Source organism: Thalassospira permensis NBRC 106175 (assembly GCF_000714555.1).
GTDB classification, from domain to species: Bacteria; Pseudomonadota; Alphaproteobacteria; order Rhodospirillales; family Thalassospiraceae; genus Thalassospira; species Thalassospira xiamenensis.
Genome location: NZ_AUNC01000016.1, coordinates 31,319 through 51,458, shown reverse-complemented (window position 1 = coordinate 51,458; position 20,140 = coordinate 31,319). Strand labels below are relative to the sequence as shown.

The 20,140-nt window shown below is 53.1% G+C and carries 12 protein-coding genes; 3 read left to right on the top strand and 9 right to left on the bottom strand.

The window, feature by feature from the left end:
- Positions 1–4 precede the first annotated feature (4 nt).
- The 7 genes from SMB34_RS10125 to SMB34_RS10095 all read right to left on the bottom strand — a co-directional run bounded on the left by SMB34_RS10125 (position 5) and on the right by SMB34_RS10095 (position 10,712).
- Positions 5–802: an ABC transporter ATP-binding protein gene (locus SMB34_RS10125; RefSeq protein ID WP_037989767.1), complete on the bottom strand. Its 798-nt coding sequence runs from the start codon at positions 800–802 to the stop codon at positions 5–7.
- A gap of 98 nt (positions 803–900) precedes the next feature.
- Entirely contained in the window at positions 901–3,195 is a 2,295-nt protein-coding gene (locus tag SMB34_RS10120; RefSeq protein ID WP_158526694.1) for a TonB-dependent siderophore receptor, read from the bottom strand.
- A gap of 346 nt (positions 3,196–3,541) precedes the next feature.
- Positions 3,542–4,585 carry a FecR family protein gene (locus SMB34_RS10115; RefSeq protein WP_037989764.1) on the bottom strand — a complete coding sequence of 348 codons (1,044 nt, stop codon included), beginning with the start codon at positions 4,583–4,585 and terminating at the stop codon, positions 3,542–3,544.
- A 94-nt stretch (positions 4,586–4,679) separates the two neighbouring features.
- The gene (locus SMB34_RS10110; protein ID WP_007092393.1) at positions 4,680–5,195 is read right to left on the bottom strand and encodes an RNA polymerase sigma factor; all 516 of its coding nucleotides are present in this window, start codon (positions 5,193–5,195) and stop codon (positions 4,680–4,682) included.
- A gap of 1,036 nt (positions 5,196–6,231) precedes the next feature.
- Complete coding sequence (locus tag SMB34_RS10105) at positions 6,232–7,335, bottom strand: siderophore-interacting protein (protein WP_007091349.1); 1,104 nt, start codon at positions 7,333–7,335, stop codon at positions 6,232–6,234.
- 46 nt (positions 7,336–7,381) lie between these two features.
- On the bottom strand, positions 7,382–8,533 hold the full coding sequence (locus SMB34_RS10100) for an ABC transporter substrate-binding protein (protein WP_037989762.1): 1,152 nt from the start codon (positions 8,531–8,533) through the stop codon (positions 7,382–7,384).
- Positions 8,534–8,549: 16 nt separating this feature from the next.
- Positions 8,550–10,712: a TonB-dependent siderophore receptor gene (locus tag SMB34_RS10095; RefSeq protein WP_037989761.1), complete on the bottom strand. Its 2,163-nt coding sequence runs from the start codon at positions 10,710–10,712 to the stop codon at positions 8,550–8,552.
- A gap of 294 nt (positions 10,713–11,006) precedes the next feature.
- On the opposite strand from SMB34_RS10095, the gene SMB34_RS10090 reads away from it, so the two are divergent.
- From SMB34_RS10090 to fdhA, 3 genes are all read left to right on the top strand, one after another.
- The gene (locus SMB34_RS10090; RefSeq protein ID WP_037989760.1) at positions 11,007–11,663 is read left to right on the top strand and encodes a TetR/AcrR family transcriptional regulator; all 657 of its coding nucleotides are present in this window, start codon (positions 11,007–11,009) and stop codon (positions 11,661–11,663) included.
- A 933-nt stretch (positions 11,664–12,596) separates the two neighbouring features.
- Positions 12,597–14,912, top strand: a complete 2,316-nt coding sequence (locus SMB34_RS10085) for an AAA family ATPase (RefSeq protein WP_084716555.1) — start codon at positions 12,597–12,599, stop codon at positions 14,910–14,912.
- 435 nt (positions 14,913–15,347) lie between these two features.
- Complete coding sequence (gene fdhA, locus SMB34_RS10080; RefSeq protein WP_037989755.1) at positions 15,348–16,538, top strand: formaldehyde dehydrogenase, glutathione-independent; 1,191 nt, start codon at positions 15,348–15,350, stop codon at positions 16,536–16,538.
- A gap of 85 nt (positions 16,539–16,623) precedes the next feature.
- Here fdhA and SMB34_RS10075 read toward each other — a convergent pair whose 3' ends face one another.
- A complete protein-coding gene (locus tag SMB34_RS10075; RefSeq protein WP_037989753.1) occupies positions 16,624–19,185 on the bottom strand; it encodes a GcvT family protein in 2,562 nt (853 codons plus the stop codon).
- A 78-nt stretch (positions 19,186–19,263) separates the two neighbouring features.
- Complete coding sequence (gene purU, locus SMB34_RS10070; protein ID WP_007091355.1) at positions 19,264–20,121, bottom strand: formyltetrahydrofolate deformylase; 858 nt, start codon at positions 20,119–20,121, stop codon at positions 19,264–19,266.
- Positions 20,122–20,140: the final 19 nt, after the last annotated feature.

Below are 20,140 nucleotides of genomic sequence, written 5' to 3'. Positions count from 1 at the left end.
CCCGTCACACATTGGCCAAGGCAACAGGATGCCCATTGGTTGGATGGGGCTGGACAAGCATGTCGATGCCGAAAATATCGCGCAGAATATTGGGCTGCATAATGGTTTGAGGGGATGCATCCGCAATCAGATGGCCATTTTTCAAGGCAACGATTTGATCGGCAAAGCGCGCAGCCAGATTGATATCGTGCAAAACGGCGATGATGCACAAGCCATCTTGCTTGCTGAGTTCTGCAAGCAAAAGCAGGATTTCATATTGATGGGCAAGGTCGAGTGCTGAAATTGGCTCGTCCAGAAGCAGGCAAGGTGCCTGCTGGGCCAGCGTGACTGCGATCCATGCACGTTGCCGTTCTCCACCAGACAGGGTGTGGACAGCACGTTGACGTAATGATTCCAGCCCGGTCAGAGCAATGGCACGTTCGATTGCTTGTTTGTCGTGGTCCTGTAATCGCCCGAATGGTCCGTGCCAGGGATACCGTCCCAGAGCGACCAGTTCCTCGACGGTGTAATCTGCGCCGTCGCCGGGATCCTGTGCCAGATAGGCAACGTTTTTTGCAAATTCGCGTGTGCCAAAGCTTGCAATATTTTCGCCATCAAGGGTGACGGTCCCCCCCGATGGTTTGTTCAGCCCAGCCAGCATTTTAAGGGCCGTCGATTTACCAGAACCGTTATGGCCCACAATTGCAGTCAGGCTGCGCGCCCGAAATGTAACGGAGACTTCCTTAAGAAGGATTGAGCCCTCCGATGTTTGGAAATGGGTGTCCTGCATGGCAAGAACGGCGGGGCGGTCAGACAAATCCATGGCGATGAACCAGTTTCTTGGAAATGCAGAAAATCCGCGTTGGACGCGGATTGCGGAAAACGGACCCGGGGCGCGGTATTGCGCCCCGGGATGCGCGGTTACCAGTCGTATTTTAATGTTGCTGCAATGGTCTGCCCCTCGTTCTGGTAGCAGTATCCGTTGTTGCAAATGTCGGCTTTGTTGTCGGCGAGGTTGGTGCCGTTGATGGCGAGTGTCAGGCCTTCAAGCTTGTCGCTGACCGCACCGAAGTCATATCGGATTGCGGCATCAAGCAGTGTGTAAGACTTGTTCTTGCTGGTGTTGGTATAGTTGGCATAGCTTGAGTCGATGTAGCGAACACCAACGCCAAGTCCGAAGCCACTCAGAGGTCCGCTCTGGAAAGTGTAATCCACCCAGGTCGATGCGGTTTTTTCCGGCGTTACGAGCGGCGTGTTGCCACGGTAGGAGCCTTTGACGATCTTGGCATTGTTATAGGCAAAGTTTGCAACAAGGCTCAGGCTTTCGGTCACATTTGCCTTGCCTTCGATTTCAAGCCCGCGTGATTCAAGTTTGCCGATAGGCTCATAATACGAACCAATTGTGGCACTGTAGCCTGCATAGCGGGCAACATTGTCCTCGGTCAGCCGATAGGCAGATACGGTGACTAAACTATCGAACCCGATTGGTTCGTATTTGACGCCAACTTCATATTGTTCACCTTCGGTCGGGGTGAGCATCTTGCCGTTGATATCCTGACTGGTGCTTGGCAGGAATGAAGTGCCCCAACTGACATAGGGCGATACACCGTTATCGAACGCGTAAAGTGCGCTGGCATTAAAAGTCGTTGCGGTGTTGTAGTCTGTTGAGCCGGTATTTGTCAGGCGGCTGATGCGCTTGCGCTCTGCATAGTCGAAACGAACGCCGCCATTGAAATGCCAGTTCCCGTATTCCAGCTGATCCTGAACATAGACGCCTGTCTGGTTATAAGTAACATCATCCAATGTCGTGTAGGCAGGCGTGCTGCCGGAAATTGATCTGTTTGGGTCATCAAGATAGAAGCTGTAGTCGCTCAGCACCGCACTTGAACCAAATCGATAATCGGATTTCGAGTACATTAAATCCAGACCGGTCAGCAATTCATGAGAAACCTCTCCGGTTTCAAAGCTGGTAATTGCCTGATTGTCGACCTGTGCGCTCCAGAGCGTTTCCTGGACGGCCTGCGCCACGCGTCGATATTCGTTGGCGTCAGAAGGATTCCAGCCAGCCCCGGCAACGCCCCCGGTGAGATAGCGGGCCGTGAGGTCAAAATAACCAAATCGGGTGTTTTGAGCCAGGGTGACCGGCACGGAGTTCAGATGGTGGGTGAGTTCATAGCCGACCTGAAACTGATCTTGCTTCTGATAGTCGTAATCTGCGTCACTGGTACGATAGTCAAGGACTTCGCCATTCAGGTTCAGCAATGTCGCAGATGCGTCCGTCTCGTCATGTTGTAAAAGGGTATAAACGGTCAGGTCCGTGTTCTCATTGGGTTGCCAGCGAATGGTTGGCGCGAACATCTGGCGATCATCCTGGATGTCATTGCTTGTTTCGCCATAACGCGCCATGCCGACAAATCGCGAAGCCCATTCGCCATTCTCGCTGATATCCAGATTATAGTCGAAACCACCTTCATAGGATTCCGTGTCGGTGAAACGTCCATAGACGTTGTTTTTGGCATCTTTGTGCGGGCGTTTGGTGACGCTATTTAGCAAGCCGCCGGGTGTCGTCTGGCCATATAGTGCCGCCGTCGGGCCCTTCACGATCTCAAGCTGTTCAAGGCTGTAAGGTTCGGTTCTGAAGGTTGCGTAAACACCTGTCATCTGCCGTAGGCCGTCACGATAATCGCCATAGATATGAACCGGATAGCCACGGACATAGACCTGATCGAAGCGTGGATCATAGCCGTAATTATTGGTTGCGACACCTGCGGTATAGGCGACTGCATCCTCAATGCTGGCGACTGCGCGGTCTTCAATTTCCTGTTCGGTCACGACCGAGATGCTTTTGGCGGTTTCGATCAGGGGAGTGCTGGTTTTGGTTCCCGAACTGCTGGTTGTTGCGACGTAACCATGCGCCAGTTCGCTTGAGCTTTGTGCATTTGCTTCGACATAGACCGGATCAACAACAGTCGACGCATCCACATCGGAAGTTTCCATCTTTGACAGGGAAACAGTGCTCTCGCCCGTGAACCGATAGGTCATACCGCTACCCAGCAGCAGGACTTTAAGTGCATCAGAAGGCGTGTAACTGCCTTCCAGTTCCGAACTTTGCAAACCGTCGACACGGTCCAGATCGTAGAACAATTGCAAATTTGCCTGATCGGCAAAAGTCAACAGCGCCTGATTAAGGTCCTGTGACGGGATTGAAAATTCCATCGGTGTTGCACTGCTTACCGACGTATTGTCCTGTTGTGCTTTCGCCGTGGCTGGAACCCCCGTAACGATCAACCCGGCAGCAAGTGCAAACAAACTTGCACCACATATCAACTGATATGCCAAACCTTTTGCCAACCGGGCTTTGCCGGCTTTATTTACCTGCATTATGCAGACCCCCATCTTCGATATTTTCTTAATAACGCAAATGATTTGCATTTGCTGATGCTAGGTGAGACGGGATTTGCATTCTGATTCAGTAAGATAAATTTCTATTTTTTGTTTTTCTTCAGGAGGAAGGTCGGGAAATGGCCGAAATGCGGCTTTTCCGGAAGACTGGGCGTCCGATTTAGTAAAGGAATGTCAGCAGCGGTGTGATGGAAACCTTGCGGATAGACAGCTCTGTCGCAATCAGGTCCAGCCCGATTTGTGGATCGCTCATGTCGAAAACACCACTGACACGCTTTCGTGCAACGGCTTCATTGGCGATCAGGATTTTTCCATGCTGATATCGGGAAAACTCGGCAACCACTTCACGCAAGGCAACCCGGTCAAAGATCTGCTTGCCCTTTTGCCAACTCAGAACACGGTCCGAATTGACGGGATAGATATCTTCAAGTGAATATCGGCTGTATCTGACAGCCTCATTGGCGCTCAGAACGAGCGATTTTGTGGGGCGCGCGCCGTTTGTCAGGCTGACTTTCACGTTGTGTTGCAATACGGAGACCGACGCATAATCATCGAATTTGTCGATGACAAAACGGGTCCCTAAAGCGCGTGCGATACCGTCGCCGGTGGACACGACGAAGGGACGATCACCGGCATTCTCCATCGGAACTGCCTGAAAGTCGACGAGGCCGGTAAAAATTTCGATCCGTCGTTCCTGTTCACTGAATTTGACGTCAATGGCGCTATCGGGGCCAAGTGTTATCTTGCTGCCATCGTCAAGGGTGATCGTCCTGATTTCGCCAGGTGCAGTATGATAATCTGCCCCCCAGACCAAAGCCGGATCACCCATCAGCACCCTGCCGGAAAACAGTGCGATGAGCAGACAGGCTGCCATCGCAATCGCGGCCCATTTTCCGATACCTGTGCGAGGCGGTTTTTTGCCTTTGCCTGTAATTACCGGAAATGGCCGGATTTGGGCGTTCTGCCTGTCTGCCTCATGCATAGAGCTTTGCGCCGCATTTACGCCGTCAGAAAACAGACTGGCATCCATCATCGCAAGTGCGTGATTGGCATCGGCAAATGCTTGCTGGTGGGAACGGGATTGTGCAAGCCAGGCATCAAGAGCTTTGTGTTCTGCATCATTCAGGCCGCCGTCAATCATCCGCGCAACCCAGTTGGCGGCACAAAGATCAATGCTTTCCTGCGTCTGTTGCGTTTGATTCACGTTACTGGTCCACGCCCGAAAATCGCTGTTTCATTTGGTCCATAACTTTAGGACGTTCAAAGTACAAGAAAAGGCTAAAAAATTTTGCACCAGATCACACGCCTTTCTTGCCCAGCCGTGCCATGACGTGGGCAATGGCACGGGCAATATGCTTTTGGACCGAACTGTCGGAGATACCAAGTCTCTCGGCAGCCTGATGATAGGTAAGCCCATCTACGCGCACCAGCACGAAGATATTGCGCGTCCTTTCGGGAAGTTCATCAAGGGCACGCCGCACGAAATCAAGTTCAGACTGATCGCCGACAATTTGTTCTGGCGAGGGGGCATTGTGAGGGATCGTTCCCAGATTGCTGTCATCAGCCCGATTCACCGGGTTACGCTTTTGTGCACGAACATGGTCCACGGCAAGATTGTGGGCAACCCGATACAGGTAGGAGCGTACATGCGTCACATCATTCGATTTATTCTGCCGGGCGTGTTCGGTAACCCGCAGGAATGTTTCCTGTGTCAAATCCACAGCAATATCAGCGTCGCGCAACAGGCGAGTGAGATAAATCTGCAATTCCCTTTGATGGGAAAGGAATAGCGTTTTGATGTCGGTTATTGCCAAACCGAAAACCTGACTCTAATGATCCGATACTTGTTGAGTTATCAAAAATAATACTCATTCGCAATTAAATTGGGCCGCGTAACGGTTTAAATAATGTGAAATATGCTGTTAGATCGCTGTTCTGCTGATCAATCCACGCCCTTCAAGCAGAAGAAAATGAGCAATAACTTATTCATTCTGCAGCATTAAATCCGTGCCATACGGCAATTCCCTTTCCTAAGGGGAACCAGATTTCAATTGTCAATTTCAAGCGTACGAATTGGGGGCAGCCCTGGGGCATATATAAAGTTTTTCAGATTTTTCGAAAAAAGTTCTTGATTTGTTCTTTTGTTTGTGGCATAAGATAAAAGTCAACGGGAGAAAAGCGCCCGGACCGAAACCCGCGAGGCCTTGAGCCTTGCGGGTTTTTGCGTTTGGGGCTGGATGAAAGAGGTGATCAGGATGCAGCGGCAAAGAGACGGACTGAGACAGAGACACGGGCAGGGCGGCGAGGTGACCCGCAGGATATGGGGCGGCTGATGGCGGAGCCGTTACGGCGGGATTCTGCCCAAGGACTAAGGGGACTGACCCGGTCATTTGTCATGACGGGAGAGCTGCGTCTTGTTGAGGAGGGATAAGTTAAATCTGCCGGGAGTGGCAGCGATGGCAGCAGCGGGCAGCGGTAATCTGTGACCCGACGATGGTGGACCGGTCGGGGCCCGTGCGCCCGAAGTGTGTCCGGGCTCCATCGGTAGTGGGAAGTGTTGCCATTGCCGGAGGTGATCGGAGCGTGCCGTGAAGCCGATGCGGAATGTTTTTGAGGTTGGGGGAGGCACGGGGCTGCCCGGACTTCCGGGAGGCCGGACTTCCGGTTTTGGGTTGTGTGTTCTGCTGTCGCATCGGCTATCGCTTGGCGGTTGCCCGGATGTCTTGGTCATGGTTCCGGCGGTAAAGATCATTGACCGAGATGTCATCCGCAGCGTCAGTCCCAGGCCAGGACCAGCCTGGCAGAGAGTCTGTGATCTTTCTGTGTTCCGGGCCGGGGCGGGTAAACGGATCAGGTTTGTTCAGGGCCAGCAGCAATAACGTTTTCTTCGCTCATGCCGCGTCGCCAATGGGCGAATGCGACCAGACGGGATTTGGGGATGCCGATTTCCGTGCGCAGATAGGACCGGATGTCGCGAAAGGATACATATTCGGTGCCGACCCAGCAAAACAGTGATTCCGGCTGCGCGGAAAGGTCGAGCCAGCGGAGCCGGTCGAGGAGCAGTGTTGTTGTCCCGGGCGCGGCGCCGTTTCGATACAGCCAGTGAATTTGAACGCCTTCGGGGTGACGAATATCCTGTTTTTCGCATATATCGGAAACTTCAACCAAGGCATTGCCGCAAGCATTGGCCGGAAGGCCTTCGAGAATGCGGGCGATGCCCGGAAGCCCGGTTTCATCCCCAATCAGGAGATACTGACCAGCCGGTTTGGGACCATTTCCCGCCGGTCCAAACATGCCGACAACATCCCCGGGCCGGGCGTTGTTTACCCAGGAAATACCGGGGCCCGGAGCATCATGAAGGACAAAATCGATATCAAGCGTGTTGGTCGCGGTATCGATTTTGCGGATTGTATAGATACGGGATTCCAGTTTACCGGTCTGGGGCCAGACAATTTTGCCGTTGTCATCGAGCCTTGGCCATGCGGACAGGCTGTGCGGCGTATGGGTGTTGGGGAACATCAGGCGACAATGGATCTGATCGGGAGCGGCATATCGTTCGAGGTTTTCCCCGCGAAAACGGATTCTGCGCATTTTCGCACTTGGCTGGGAGATATGGAGAACCTCGATGATTCTGAGATCAGGGGCCAATGTGGTACCGACGGCATCGCCGGACCAGTCAAATTGAATGGCGTCCGGCTGGGTAATGAAATCAATCAGAATGGTCAGGTCATGTTTGAGGCGGTTAAAAGATAACGGTTCGGTCGCCTCGACATGGATATGAAGCTTTTCATTGCCGGAAACCAGAAGTGCGGTGCCAAGCGGCGATGTGAACAATGATCCGTCATCACGGGCTTCATGTTCCATATTATGCGCGCAGAGGAGATCGATAATGTTCTGGATTTCCCCATCAAGGTCGGGAAAGTCGAAGGCCGCATCTGCCGTGTAAATGGTCATGGCGTTTATCCTTGTCGGTTCTGTTTTCCGCCTTCGTGGCGGATTTTCAGGCATTGTCGCCAAGCGAAATCCAGCAAGGACCGGAAAGCGGCGTGCCGAGATAGAGACGGTTGATGTCATCAAGCGTTTGCTGAGGAGACAGATCGGCAAAAAGGTCGGGATGAAGCCATTTTGCGGCGACTTCGAGAAAGAGAATTTGCAAAGGGGCGATGGTCAGAAGCCCGGTCCAGACGCAGTGCACCCGGTTATTGATGACCGCAGGAAGGGTTGAAAAGCCGGTCCGTCCGGTGAGGCGTTCGAGTGCGGCGCGTGCGGGCACGGGATCAAGGCCCGGACCAACGGCAGGGCGGATTTCGGCGGCATATGCACCGCCCGATGCGATATAGACGTCCGGGGATTCTGCCATCAATTGTTCGATTGATACCTGCGCGTACCATGGTGCTTCGACGATCGACAGATTGCGGCCGCCTGCCTGTCGCAGAAGATCCCCCCATATCTGCTGGCCGGCAGCCCAGCAGCAATCATCATATGTCGACTGGATTTCGAGATAAGCCTGCGTGGGGGTGATCCCGGCAAGGCGGTCGGCAATCGCCTTTTGATGTTTGCCGACAAAGGAGATGAATTCTTCGGCGCGGTTACGCCGGTCCAGGATTTTCCCCCACATGCGCATCAGGGCGGCCATTTCATCAAACGGGTTTGTTGCCGTCTTCGAGCCGGAGGGCACGTTTGATGACATATTGCTGAAAATGACAGGAATGCCGACCTGTTCCAGACGTTGGGTCAGTTCACCATTGCCAAGCCCGGGTTCGGAAAATGCCGTTGCCACGACAAGGTCGGGCTCAAGAGCGATGATTTTTTCATGCGACACCGTGCCCGGTGATGAACCGCCAACAGTTTCGATCAGGCTGCCATCGGCGTGACGGTCATAGGTGGTACGGAGTATTTCGCTATCGAGTCGGGCGGTATCCGCCCATCCCACCACGAGGTCGGATGGGGACGGGTGGAGGATCGCCATGCTGAGAATGTCACGGGCATCAAGCAGCACAATACGTTTGATATGATCGGGCAGCTTTACCGTGCGCCCGGCCATATCGGTAATGTGCGAGGATGCGTCAGCACCGGCATTTGCGAGGGCGACCGAGGGGGCCGCCATCGCAGCGCCGAGCAGAAGGGAAAATTTCCGTCTGTTCAGAAGCATTTTTAAAGCGCCAATCTTACCATTTATAGCGAAGACCAAGGAGGAACTGCGCACCATTGCCATACTGGCAATAAAAGTTTGAGCTGCAGCTTGAATAGTATTCCTTGTCAAACAGGTTGGTGACGTTAAGCGTTGCCTCGGCACCATCCAGCGCCGGGCTGATGCCCCCCAGCGCGTAGCTGAGTGCTGCATCGGCAAGCACATAACCATCCGCCTTGGTCGTGTTGTTGCTGTCGGCGAAGCTGCTGCCGACAAACCGCAGGCCGCCGCCAACGGCCAATCCATCCAGTATACCGTTGTCAAAGCGGTAATTGGCCCATGCAGAGCCGTAATATTCCGGCGCAGCCTGCGGGCGTTTGCCAATATTGCTGGCGGTGGTGGATTGGGTGACTTCGGTGTCAATCAGGGTTGTGGCGGCAATGAGTTCAAGATTTTCTGTCACCTGTCCACGGGCTTCGAATTCAATCCCGCGAGAGCGGATCTCGCCTTCCTGAACCTGGAAATTGGTATTTACCGGGTCGGCTGTCAGGACGTTTTCCTGAACAATGTGGAATGTGGAAACGGTGAATAATGCATCAAGGCCGTGGGGTTCAAACTTGACACCGGCTTCCCATTGTTCTGCCTCGGTCGGGGTGAACGGGTTGCTGGCGGCATCAACGCCCACTGTTGGCTCGAACGATGTTGAATAACTGATATAGGGGGCGATACCATTATCAAATTCATAGAGCAGACCGGCACGGTAAGATTCCGAGTCACTGGATTGATTTCTGGTTGAGTTCGTCAGGCGATTTTCGGTCTTCTGATCGGTCCAGTCGTAGCGAACCCCCAACAGGGCGTGCCAACCGCCAAGGGCAAGCTGATCCTGAAGGTACAGGCCGGTTTGCTGCAATGTCTGCCTGTTATCGATAAATGTGGTGAACGGACCATAGGCGAGGCTGTATTGCGGATTGGTGACACTAAGCGATGGGGCGGTTCCGACCTGATATTCCCATTCGCTGACGGAGCGTTGGAAGTCAAGACCGACAAGGGTCGTGTGTTCCAGTGCACCGGTTGCAAATTCGAATTGGGCATTGTTGTCAGACGAGATGCCATCGACATTTTCGATTGATCTGGTTGCCTGGCGGGGCAGGCTTCCGCCTGCTGTGAGGGCCCCCGTCATCTGGATGCCCTGAAAATCCAGATCCATTGCCGAATATCGCGTTGCGGAGCTGATGCTGACGACATCATTGATGCGATGATCAAAGTCGTAGCCGATACCATATTGTTCGCGATCATAGCTTTCGTAACCGGGGTCGCCGACATTGAAGTCACGGTCAAGAGCCCCGCTATATTGTCCAGATGCCAGAAACTTCGGATAGATCGAGTTGAAATAACCGCCTTCCGGATCTTCCTGATAATAGGTCTGCACCGTGATCGAGGTATTTTGTGTCGGTTGCCATGTCAGTGCCGGGGCAATGGCAATTCGTTCCTCGTCAACATCATCATAGCGTGTTTCGGCACGCCGGGTGATCCCGGTCAGGCTGTATTGCCATTCGCCTGCGTCATCGAGTGCCCCCTGACTGGTCAGTCCTGCCTGGATACGGTTGTGCGAGCCGTATTCAAGGCGGGCTTCGTTATAGGAAACGTCATCTGGTGTGCGCGACACCTGATTGACCATGCCCCCCGGGCTTGTCTGACCATACATCACGGCCGATGGTCCCTTGAGCACGTCAAGATGATCCAGCAGGAAGGGATCAATCGAGGGCAAGGCAAAACCCTGTCCGCGGGGCAGGCGCAGACCATCCAGAAAATCGACAATACGCGTCGATGTGCCGAACCCGCCATAGCCGCGCATGAACAGGCTGTCATACCGGTTTGTCGTATCCGGGGTCGACAGGACACCGGCGGTGTAATTCAGGGCATCTTTCACGCTTTGCGGATTTTGATCGTCAAGCTGGCGGCGTGTGACGGTACTGATGGATTGCGGGGTTTCCAGTACCGGTGTTGATGTCTTGGTTGCACTTTTCGGGGTTTCATCAAGGTAGGAATCCCGTGTCGAAGCCGGATCGGGGGCGTCGGCCTCGATCTCGATCGTCGGGAGCGTTACTGCCGCGTTCTGCGCGTTGGCCGCAAGGGGGCTTAGCATCGTGGAGGTTGCAAGCAATATCATGCGCGCATGCATCGGAGATATCACTGTCATCTGTTGGGCCTTTTCTGGTTCGTCGCTTTGCGGGCAAGCAGATCATGGTTCTGTAATGCGTATCATTATTAATTGCGACTTATGTAAAACAAACGGGACGGTTCCGTCCAGTTAATTTTTCATATTATTTAAGACACTAGATGTATTATGGGTTCTTGAGGTTGGGGATTGGCCGTGGACGGTGGCGGTGTCTTCTGCTAGGAACGGGGCATATTTACCGTGAGGTGCGCCTTTTCCTGCGAGGGCACAGCGGTTGAAATACAGCCGGGTGCCTTGGCGGTTTGGAGAGGGATCATGACAAAAACAGGTGCGCCCAAGCGCCGTATCGGACGGCCACCAAAAGAAGATTCGGCCGAAACATCCAGCCGGATTATCGACACGGCAGCGCAGTTGTTTGCAGCCCAGGGATATGCCGCGACCTCGATGGAGCAGGTGGCCGCGGCCTGCAACGCGGGCAAGGACACGATCTATCGCAGGTTTCCGTCAAAGGCAGATTTGTTTGGGGCGGTGGTGAGCCGTTTACGTGCCGGTGTTCTGGAAAATCTTGAGCAGGAAATCAGTGCGGTTGCAGGCAGTGGCGACGCCCTTGAGCGGTTGCGCCGTGTGGCCAGATGGTTCCTGTCGGTGAACCTGCGCCCGGAGATGGTTGCCTTCAAGCGCATCGCGATGAGTGAGGCTGTGGTGTTTGGTGCTGCTGGTGCTGGTGGTGCGGGGCATACGGATAATGATCCGATCATGGCGCGCCTTGTCGGGCTTGTCAGGGATGCGCAGCGTGACGGATTGTTGCGCAACGGCGCCCCGATAACGATTGCCGAACATCTTATCCATTCTATCGTGTTCGGACCGTCAAACCACGCCATGCTGGGCGGAAACAGGTATGACGATGAAACAGTCCGGGACCATTATTTCGATCAGGCATGGGGACTGTTTCTGCACGGGGTTGCCGAGTAATGCTGGTTGATTGAGCTGCTTTGACAGCAGGCCGTTACGTTTTCTTCTTTGATCATGTGTGGAGCCTGTAAGCCTCTGATCTTCCTGCGTTATGAGCCTGTGCTTATCGCTTGATGGTTTGGAGCGAACCGTCCACCGGAGGGTGCGCGTAAGTTCGAAGAGAAGGCGTATAGACAAGTTGTCCAGACCGAAACCCGCGAGGCCTTGAGCTTCGCGGGTTTTTGCGTTTGGGGCCGGATGAAAGAGGTGATCAGGATGCAGCGGCAAAGAGACGGACATAGACACGGGCCGGGCGGCGGGGGGCTCCGCAGGATATGGGGCGGCGGATGGCGGAGCCATTACGGCGGCATTCTGCCCAAGGACTAAGGGGACTAACCCGGTCATTTGTCATGACGGGAGAGGTGCGTCTTGTTGGAGAGGGAGCGTTAGAATTGCCGGGAGCGGCAGCGATGGCAGCAGCGGGCAGCGGTGATCTGTGACCTGTCGATGGTGGACCAGTGGGGGCCGTGCGTCCGAAGAGTGTCCGGGCTTCATCGGTTGCCGGAAGTCTCCGGTTTTGGGCGGAGGGCTCCGTCGTCGCATCAATCATCGGCTGGCGGCAGCCCGGATTCGGTGGCCACTGTGCTGGCTGGAAAATGCCATTGGTCTAAGCATCATGCCACAGGCGAGACTCTGTGCTCCGCAAAGAACCTGTGGCCTTCCTGTGTTCTAGATTGGTGCCCATAACCTGATGGCTTCGAAGGAACCATGTACCCGGTGGGGCGTGCATCTGAAAAAGGCATTGAGAGAAGGGCAATCTTTGGTGGATGTGAGTTAACAAAAATACTTCCGATAAGGGAATTAGTATTGTCTAATTGACTGAATGATAGAATAGTTGAAAAGGTTGCTGCTTTAACAATGCTAGAGCCTTTTTGATTATCTGGAATGACTCACATGAATTCACAGCCAAGGCCAAAATTTGCGATTGAGGCCAATTTTCTTGGGCCGGTCTTATCTTTAAATGGTGAGCTGTCCGACAGGCCTCAAAATTTAGTGTTTGCCAGAAATGGTACAGGCAAATCGTTTTTATCTCGTGCACTTCGGTACTTAGACAAGGCAGCAGAAGGTAAGGATATCTCAGATGCTGCTGTGAACTTGGTTTCTGATGAAGCACTGGATGGAATTGGAAGTTTTAAAATTGCTCAAGGTCAAGAAACGCTTGGGCAACTAAAGCTGTACAAAAAAGAAAACAACATTGTTCCAGATACTTCTAAACGTATTTTCCATGTTTTTTCCGAGGACTTTGTTCACGAGGAGCTGCGAGAAAGACTCTATAATCCAGATGGCAACATCGAAAATCAGATCGCCGTTGATAGTGATGAAATAAAGTTAAGCGCAGCTAAGAAAGCCGTTGAGTCTGCGACGAAAGAGGAAGATCAGGCATGGGCCGCATTAAGGAAATATTTTGAAACGGAAAAGATAGCCGAAGTCCACGAAAAGGCTGCTGTGAGCAAACAGCTTAAAGATTACAAAGAGCTTAGTTTCGATGCGCTAATTACGAAGTTTCCCGAAAAGCCAGATGTTCCTGATCCGTCATTTTCTGATATACTTAAAGATCTTGATGCACTGAAATCTATTCCTGCTGAACCGATTTATCCATCTCAAGAAAACCCTATTAAATTAGAGGAAATTGATGTTGAAGCGATAGAGCTGTCTCTCCGTAAGGTTACTTCCTCATCTACGGTTTCAGAAGATATAAAGAAGAAAATTGAGGAGCACCGGGGATTCTTCGAAGCTGGAGTAAGTCTTGTTACTAAGCATGATTTAGATGCTTGTCCATTCTGTGAGCAAAATATTAAAAGCCCACCTACGGCCTCGACCATACAAGCATACATCTTATACTTTCAAGATGAAGAAGCCCGACACAAACGTGAATTACGTCAGCACCTCGAAATACTTACTAATAAAGAAAAAGAGATTATTGGGCTGTCGCCACGTATCGCAAATCAGATAACCCGTTTCGATGTTCTGAAGCGTCTTCTGCCGTCACAAAAAGATATACAATTAGCGGCCTGTGAAGATGAGATCGTGGAAGTGTGCGCTGCTATTGCAGCCATTAAAGATGCGATAAAATTAAAAGAAAATTCTCTTGGTGAAATAATTTCATTTCCTGATGGCGATCTTTCAAATGCAATATCTAAATTTACGAAGCTAAACGAAGAAAATTCAATAAAAATCGCTTCGTTAAGGTCGGCAATAGATAAGTCGGACGAAGAGCGAAAAAAACTACAACGTCAAGCCTGTGCTGTTTTTTCCTCAAATTTTATTCGAGATCATTGGGGAGATGTAGAGAACGCAAAAAAATTACAGGCTGCGAAGCAGGAAAAAATTTTAGAACTTGCAATCCAAGAGAAAGCGAGCCCGAAGACTGACGCTAAGGAACGAGTATGTGATACCTTTGAGTATCTCTTACGCCAGTTTTTTGCGGAAAAGTATGTTTTTGACCGAGCCAGCTTTGTATTGAAGCGCGGTGAGAATGATATGGCTCGTGGACCTCATCGAACTTTAAGTGATGGTGAAAAAACCGCAATAGCCTTTTGTTATTTTGTTGCGAGTATTCATAAGAAGGTCAAAAGTAATAGTGAATATCAGAAGGTTTTTCTGGTGTTTGATGATCCTGTTACGTCAATGTCTTATGACTTCATATTTACAATTACACAAACACTTAAAAATCTAAGTATTTCAAATCAAGGAGATATTTCAACTAATCCAAAACTAATTGACGGAAATCTTTATTCCCGTCCCGAGCTAATCATTCTGACACACAGCAGCTACTTTTTTAACATCTCGCGTTCAAACCGGGTCGTAAAAGAGCATGCGGCGTTCGCTTTGCATGCTGATAGCTCGACACACCATTTGACACGCCTAAATAGCTATGTCGCTCCCTTCCAGCAGCAGTTAAAAGATGTTTATGATGTGGTGGAAAATGGGAAGCAGCCTGATCACCAAATAGGTAATGCAGTGCGATCAGTATTAGAGGCAGTTGGTCGTTTTTGCCGACCAGACCATGATAGTCTGTCAGACTTTGTTACATTTCTTGCCGGCGAAGAAGGCTTGGAGATTAAGAGTGTCATGATCAATAATCTTAGCCATGGCACGTATTACGACGAAGCGCCGACGCCTGAAGATTTGAAAACAGCCTGTGAAGATACAATTCAAGTGGTAAAGAGGTTTGCAGTTGGACAGCTAGAAATTCTTAAAGCGTCGTAAAGCTGCACGAAGTGTTGTTTCATTTCTTAGCAAAACACCCCATCTTAGCAAAACACCCCAACCAACCGACCGGGGGCCTCATTCAGAGCCCAAAAGCCCCAATCCAAACCGTCGCAAAGTCCCAAACCCATACGTCAGATAAAACCGATCTGCATTCATCACCTTGACCCGGGCTGCCAAGAACTCCTCGGCGAATTTCTCCTGATTGTCGCCCTAGCGAAGGCGCTCAGCCTTCAGAAGCTCCACACATTCCCCATGCGCAATGGTACTCTCCATTCGTCGTATTCGTTCAGTCCATATCCTCCGGGTTTTGTTATCCTTCGTAATTGCAATCAAAGGATGGTTTTTGTCCTCCGTTTTCCGGGCAGGAGCCTGCTGATTGGAATGGAAGGCCGGGAAATAATTCCGGCGTCACATAATCGGAGGAGGAAGCAGATGAGCAGCAACAGAGGTGTGGTGTATGTCGGGCCCGGGAAGGTCGAGGTCAGGAATATTGCCGATCCGGTGATGGCATCGCCGAATGGCCGGAAGCTTGACCATGCCGTCATTCTGAAAGTGATCAGCACCAACATTTGCGGATCGGACCAGCATATGGTGCGCGGCCGCACGACCGCGGAGCCGGGGTTGGTTCTGGGGCATGAAATCACCGGCGAGATCATCGAGAAGGGAAGCGACGTCGAGCAGCTTGAGATCGGCGATATCGTATCGGTTCCGTTCAATGTTGCCTGCGGGCGGTGCCGGTGCTGCAAGTCGCAGGATACCGGTGTGTGCCTGACGGTGAACCCGGCGCGGGCCGGGGGGGCCTATGGCTATGTCGATATGGGTGGCTGGATCGGCGGGCAGGCGCGTTATGTCATGGTGCCCTATGCCGATTTCAACCTTCTGAAATTCCCCGACCGCGAACAGGCGATGGATAAAATCCGCGACCTGACGATGCTGTCCGACATTCTGCCGACCGGTTTCCACGGTGCGGTGCAGGCCGGTGTTGGTGTCGGGTCCATCGTTTATGTTGCCGGTGCCGGGCCGGTTGGCATGGCGGCGGCCGCGTCGGCGCGTATCCTTGGTGCGGCCGTGGTGATGGTGGGTGATTTCAACAAGGAACGTCTGGCGCATGCCAGCAAAATGGGTTTTGAGGCGGTCGATCTGTCGCAAAGTGACCGTCTGGGCGAAATGATTGCCGAGATTACCGGAAGCCCGGAAGTGGATAGCGCCATTGATGCGGTCGGGTTTGAAGCCCGCGGGCATAGCGGCGGTGAACAGCCCGCCATTGTCCTTAACCAGATGATGGAAATCACACGCGCGGCCGGTTCCATCGGCATTCCGGGGCTTTATGTGACCGAAGATCCCGGTGCGGTCGATGATGCGGCCAAGCAGGGCAGTCTGTCATTGCGGTTCGGGCTTGGCTGGGCCAAGGCGCAGTCGTTCCATACCGGGCAGACGCCGGTGATCAAATATAACCGGCAACTGATGCAGGCGATCCTGCATGACCGCCTGAAGATTGCCGATATCGTCAATGCGCAGGTGATCTCGCTTGATGATGCGGCGAAGGGTTATGAAAGCTTTGATCAGGGGGCGGCCAAGAAATTCGTGCTGGATCCGCACAATGTTCTGGCGAAGGCCAGCTAGTCGCGAGGCTTGGACTAACCCGATTGAAACGAAAAACGGGAGCCAGCAGTGGCCCCCGTTCTTTTTTGCGCGCTTGCGCGGATGATTAGCTACGCGGTTTGAGGTTTTCCGGGTCGTAAAGCGGTTTGTAGCCGATGCCGACGACTTCGACGGGATAGATTTCGTCAAAATAGGACACGGTCAGTTTGCGGCCTTCCTGGCAATAGTCCCACGGCAGATAGGCAAGGGCGATGTTTTTGCCGATGCTGGGGCCGAATGCGATGGAGGTCGTATAGGAACGACGGCCCAGTTCATCAATCAGGGTTTTGCCGGTGTCCGGGTCCATGACCGGCAGATTGCCGACCGGGTAGCGCGCCACCCCGTTGGCATCCGTGTTGTCGGTCATGACAAGGGTGCAGAGCATGGCCGGTTGATGATCGCGTTCGCGATATTCGACATGCTTTGCCTTGCCACGGAAATCGGCCTCTTTGACCTTTGGGCGGGCAAGGGCGGCTTCGATCAGGTTATATTGCGTGTGCAGATCGGCGTTTTGCAGGCGCAGTGATTTTTCCAGACGGCGCGAGTTGGCGTAGGTTTCAACACCCACGGCCATCACCCCAATGCCGCGCAGCGCATCCCAGACGGCAAGACCGTCTTCGTAGCGCATATGAAGCTCCCACCCCTGTTCCCCGACATAGGAAATGCGGAATGCGGTGACGGTTTTACCGGCAATGCTGATCTGGCGGATGGCGGCAAACGGGAAGTTTTCGATATCGAGTTCTTCGGGGGCGGCGACAACCTTTTTAAGGTTTTCACGCGCGTTCGGGCCCCAGATGCCGATGGTGGTGAATTTTTCGGTGACGTCGGTGATGGTGACGTCCCAGCCCTTGTCCTGTGCCATGCGGCGCATATAGATCAGGTCACGCGGGCCGGCATCGGCCCCATTGACCAGACGGCAACGATCCGCCATGCGGAAGACGGTAAAGTCGGCACGGACCATGCCCTCGTCATCGAGCATGTGGGTATAGATGCCCTTGCCGATATTGGCATCCCCACCGATTTTAGCCGCACAGAGCCATTCCATGAGTTCGACATGATCCGGGCCTTCGATATCGGTCATGTGGAAGTGCGACAGGTTGATGATGCCGCAATCGTCACTCATGGCGAGCTGTTCGGCGTTGGAAACGCGCCAGAAATGACGGGTATCCCATTCGTTTTCACGCACCGGCACCCGGTCGGCGTATTTTTCCAGCAGATGTTCGTTAGCGGCATAACCGTGGGCACGTTCCCAGCCGCCCAGTTCCATGAAATAGCCGCCCAGTTCGACTTCGCGTTCGTAAAACGGCGACCGGCGGATGCCACGGGCTTTTGAAAAGGGCTCGCGCGGGTGGACGGGCGGGTTATAGATCTTTTTCGCGGTTTCCCAGCAGCGGTCGTAAATGTATTTCTCGTCGAGCTGGAATTCATTGAAGCGCGAGAAATCAATCGCGTGGTGATCAACATGGGTGCGGCCATGGGTCATCCAGTCGGCAATCAGTTTGCCCATGCCGGGCCCGTCCTTGATCCAGATGCCGACCGCATACCAAAGGCCGCGCAGCTTCTGGCTTTCGCCCATCGACGGGCCACCATCAGCCGAGGTTTGCAGAAGGCCGTTGAAGGAATGGCTTTCGTTAAAGCCAAGTTCGGTCAGGATCGGGGTCAGTTCCATGGCGCGTTCAAGCGGTTCGATCACGTCTTCGAGTTCAAGATCGCGCTGGGACGGGGACAGGCGTGCCTGATCCTTTTCAAGGATTTCGCGCGGATGGACCAGACGCGGGTTTTCTTCGTAGTAATAGCCCCATTCGATCTGGCCGCCCTCAGTACTTTTGGGATCGCCGGTATCGCGCATATAGGCCGAATTGCCCTGATCACGCAGAAGCGGCATGCCGATTTCAACACCGGTGCCGGCAAATTCGTTATAGGGCCCGAAGAAGGTCAGCGGGTGGTCAACCGGCATCACCGGCAGGTCTTCGCCCGCCATTTCGGCAATCAGGCGGCCCCAAAGACCGGCACAGACGACAACATAATCGGCATGGATCGTGCCGCGTTCGGTTTTAACCCCCGTGATGCGGCCATTTTCGGTGATCAGTTCAAGGGCGGAGGTGTTGGCAAAAATCTTGAGCTTGTTGCTTGCGACACCCTGATCGATCAGCTTGCCTGCCACGGTTTGCGAACGCGGGATGACAAGGCCGGCATCCGGGTCCCACATGGCACCCTGAATCTGGTCTTCTTCGAGAAGGGGGAATTTTTCCTTGGCCTCGGACGCGCTGATGATTTTGACGTTGGTGCCAAACGCCTTGCCAGAATCAACGCGGCGTTTGAGTTCGGCCATGCGGGCATCATCGCCAACGCGGGCAACCTCGATCCCGCCGATGCGGGCGTAATGGCCCATCTTTTCGTAGAAATCGATGGAATACATTGTTGTCCAGCAGGACAGCAGATCGTGGCTTGTCGCAAAGCAGAAATCGGACGCATGCGCGGTCGAGCCGATATCGGTCGGAATGCCGGATTTGTCGATGCCGACAATATCGTCCCAGCCATTTTCGATCAGATGGTGGGATACCGATGCACCGACAATACCGCCGACGCCGACGATAACGACTTTTGCCCTGTTCGGAAATGCGGCCATTTCTCTGTTTCCTTCTTATTGCGATGGTTATCTGGTGTCGGCGGCGGCGGAATTTTGGCGGTATTACTGGGTGAAGAATTATTGAGTGAAGACTACGGTGCGGTTTTTATTGAGCATCACGCGGCCTTCGAGGTGATATTTGACACCACGGGCCAGAACGCGGGCTTCGATATCGCGCCCGGTGGCGACGAAATCATCGGCCGACATGGCGTGGCTGACGCGTTCGGTTTCCTGTTCGATGATCGGGCCTTCGTCGAGGTCGGGCGTGACATAGTGCGCGGTTGCCCCGATCAGTTTCACACCGCGTTCATAGGCCTGATGATAGGGTTTTGCGCCCTTGAAGGACGGCAGGAACGAGTGGTGAATATTGATGATCATGCCATAAAACTGGCTTGAAAGATCGTTGGTCAGGACCTGCATATAGCGGGCAAGGACGACCAGTTCGGATTTGGTTTCCTTGATCAGATCGGCAAGTTTGGCTTCCTGTTCGATCTTGTTTTCCTTGTTTACCGGCCAGTAATGGAAGGGAATGCCTTCCTGATCGGCGATTTTGCGCGCGTCTTCGTGGTTCGAGACGATGGCGGCGACCTCGGCATCAAGCCAGCCGACCTTGATCTGATAGAGCAGATGCAGCATCGCGTGATCGAATTTCGACACCATGATGATGATCTTGGGACGGCGGGACAGATCATCGATCTTGAGCTTCATATTGAAGCGGTCAACCGCCGGGTTCAGCATCAGTTCGATTTCGGCCTTGCTGACATTTTCCGGTGTGCTGGTGGCGATGCGCAAAAAGAACTGGTTGGTCTGACGGTCCCAGAACTGGTTGGATTCAATGATATTGGCCCCGCGCGATGCCAGGGCAGAGGCGACGGTTGCGACAATGCCCGGCTGGTCGTCACAGGCGATACGCAGGGTATAGGAATGTTCGCTCACTGGATGTGCTCCGTTTCAA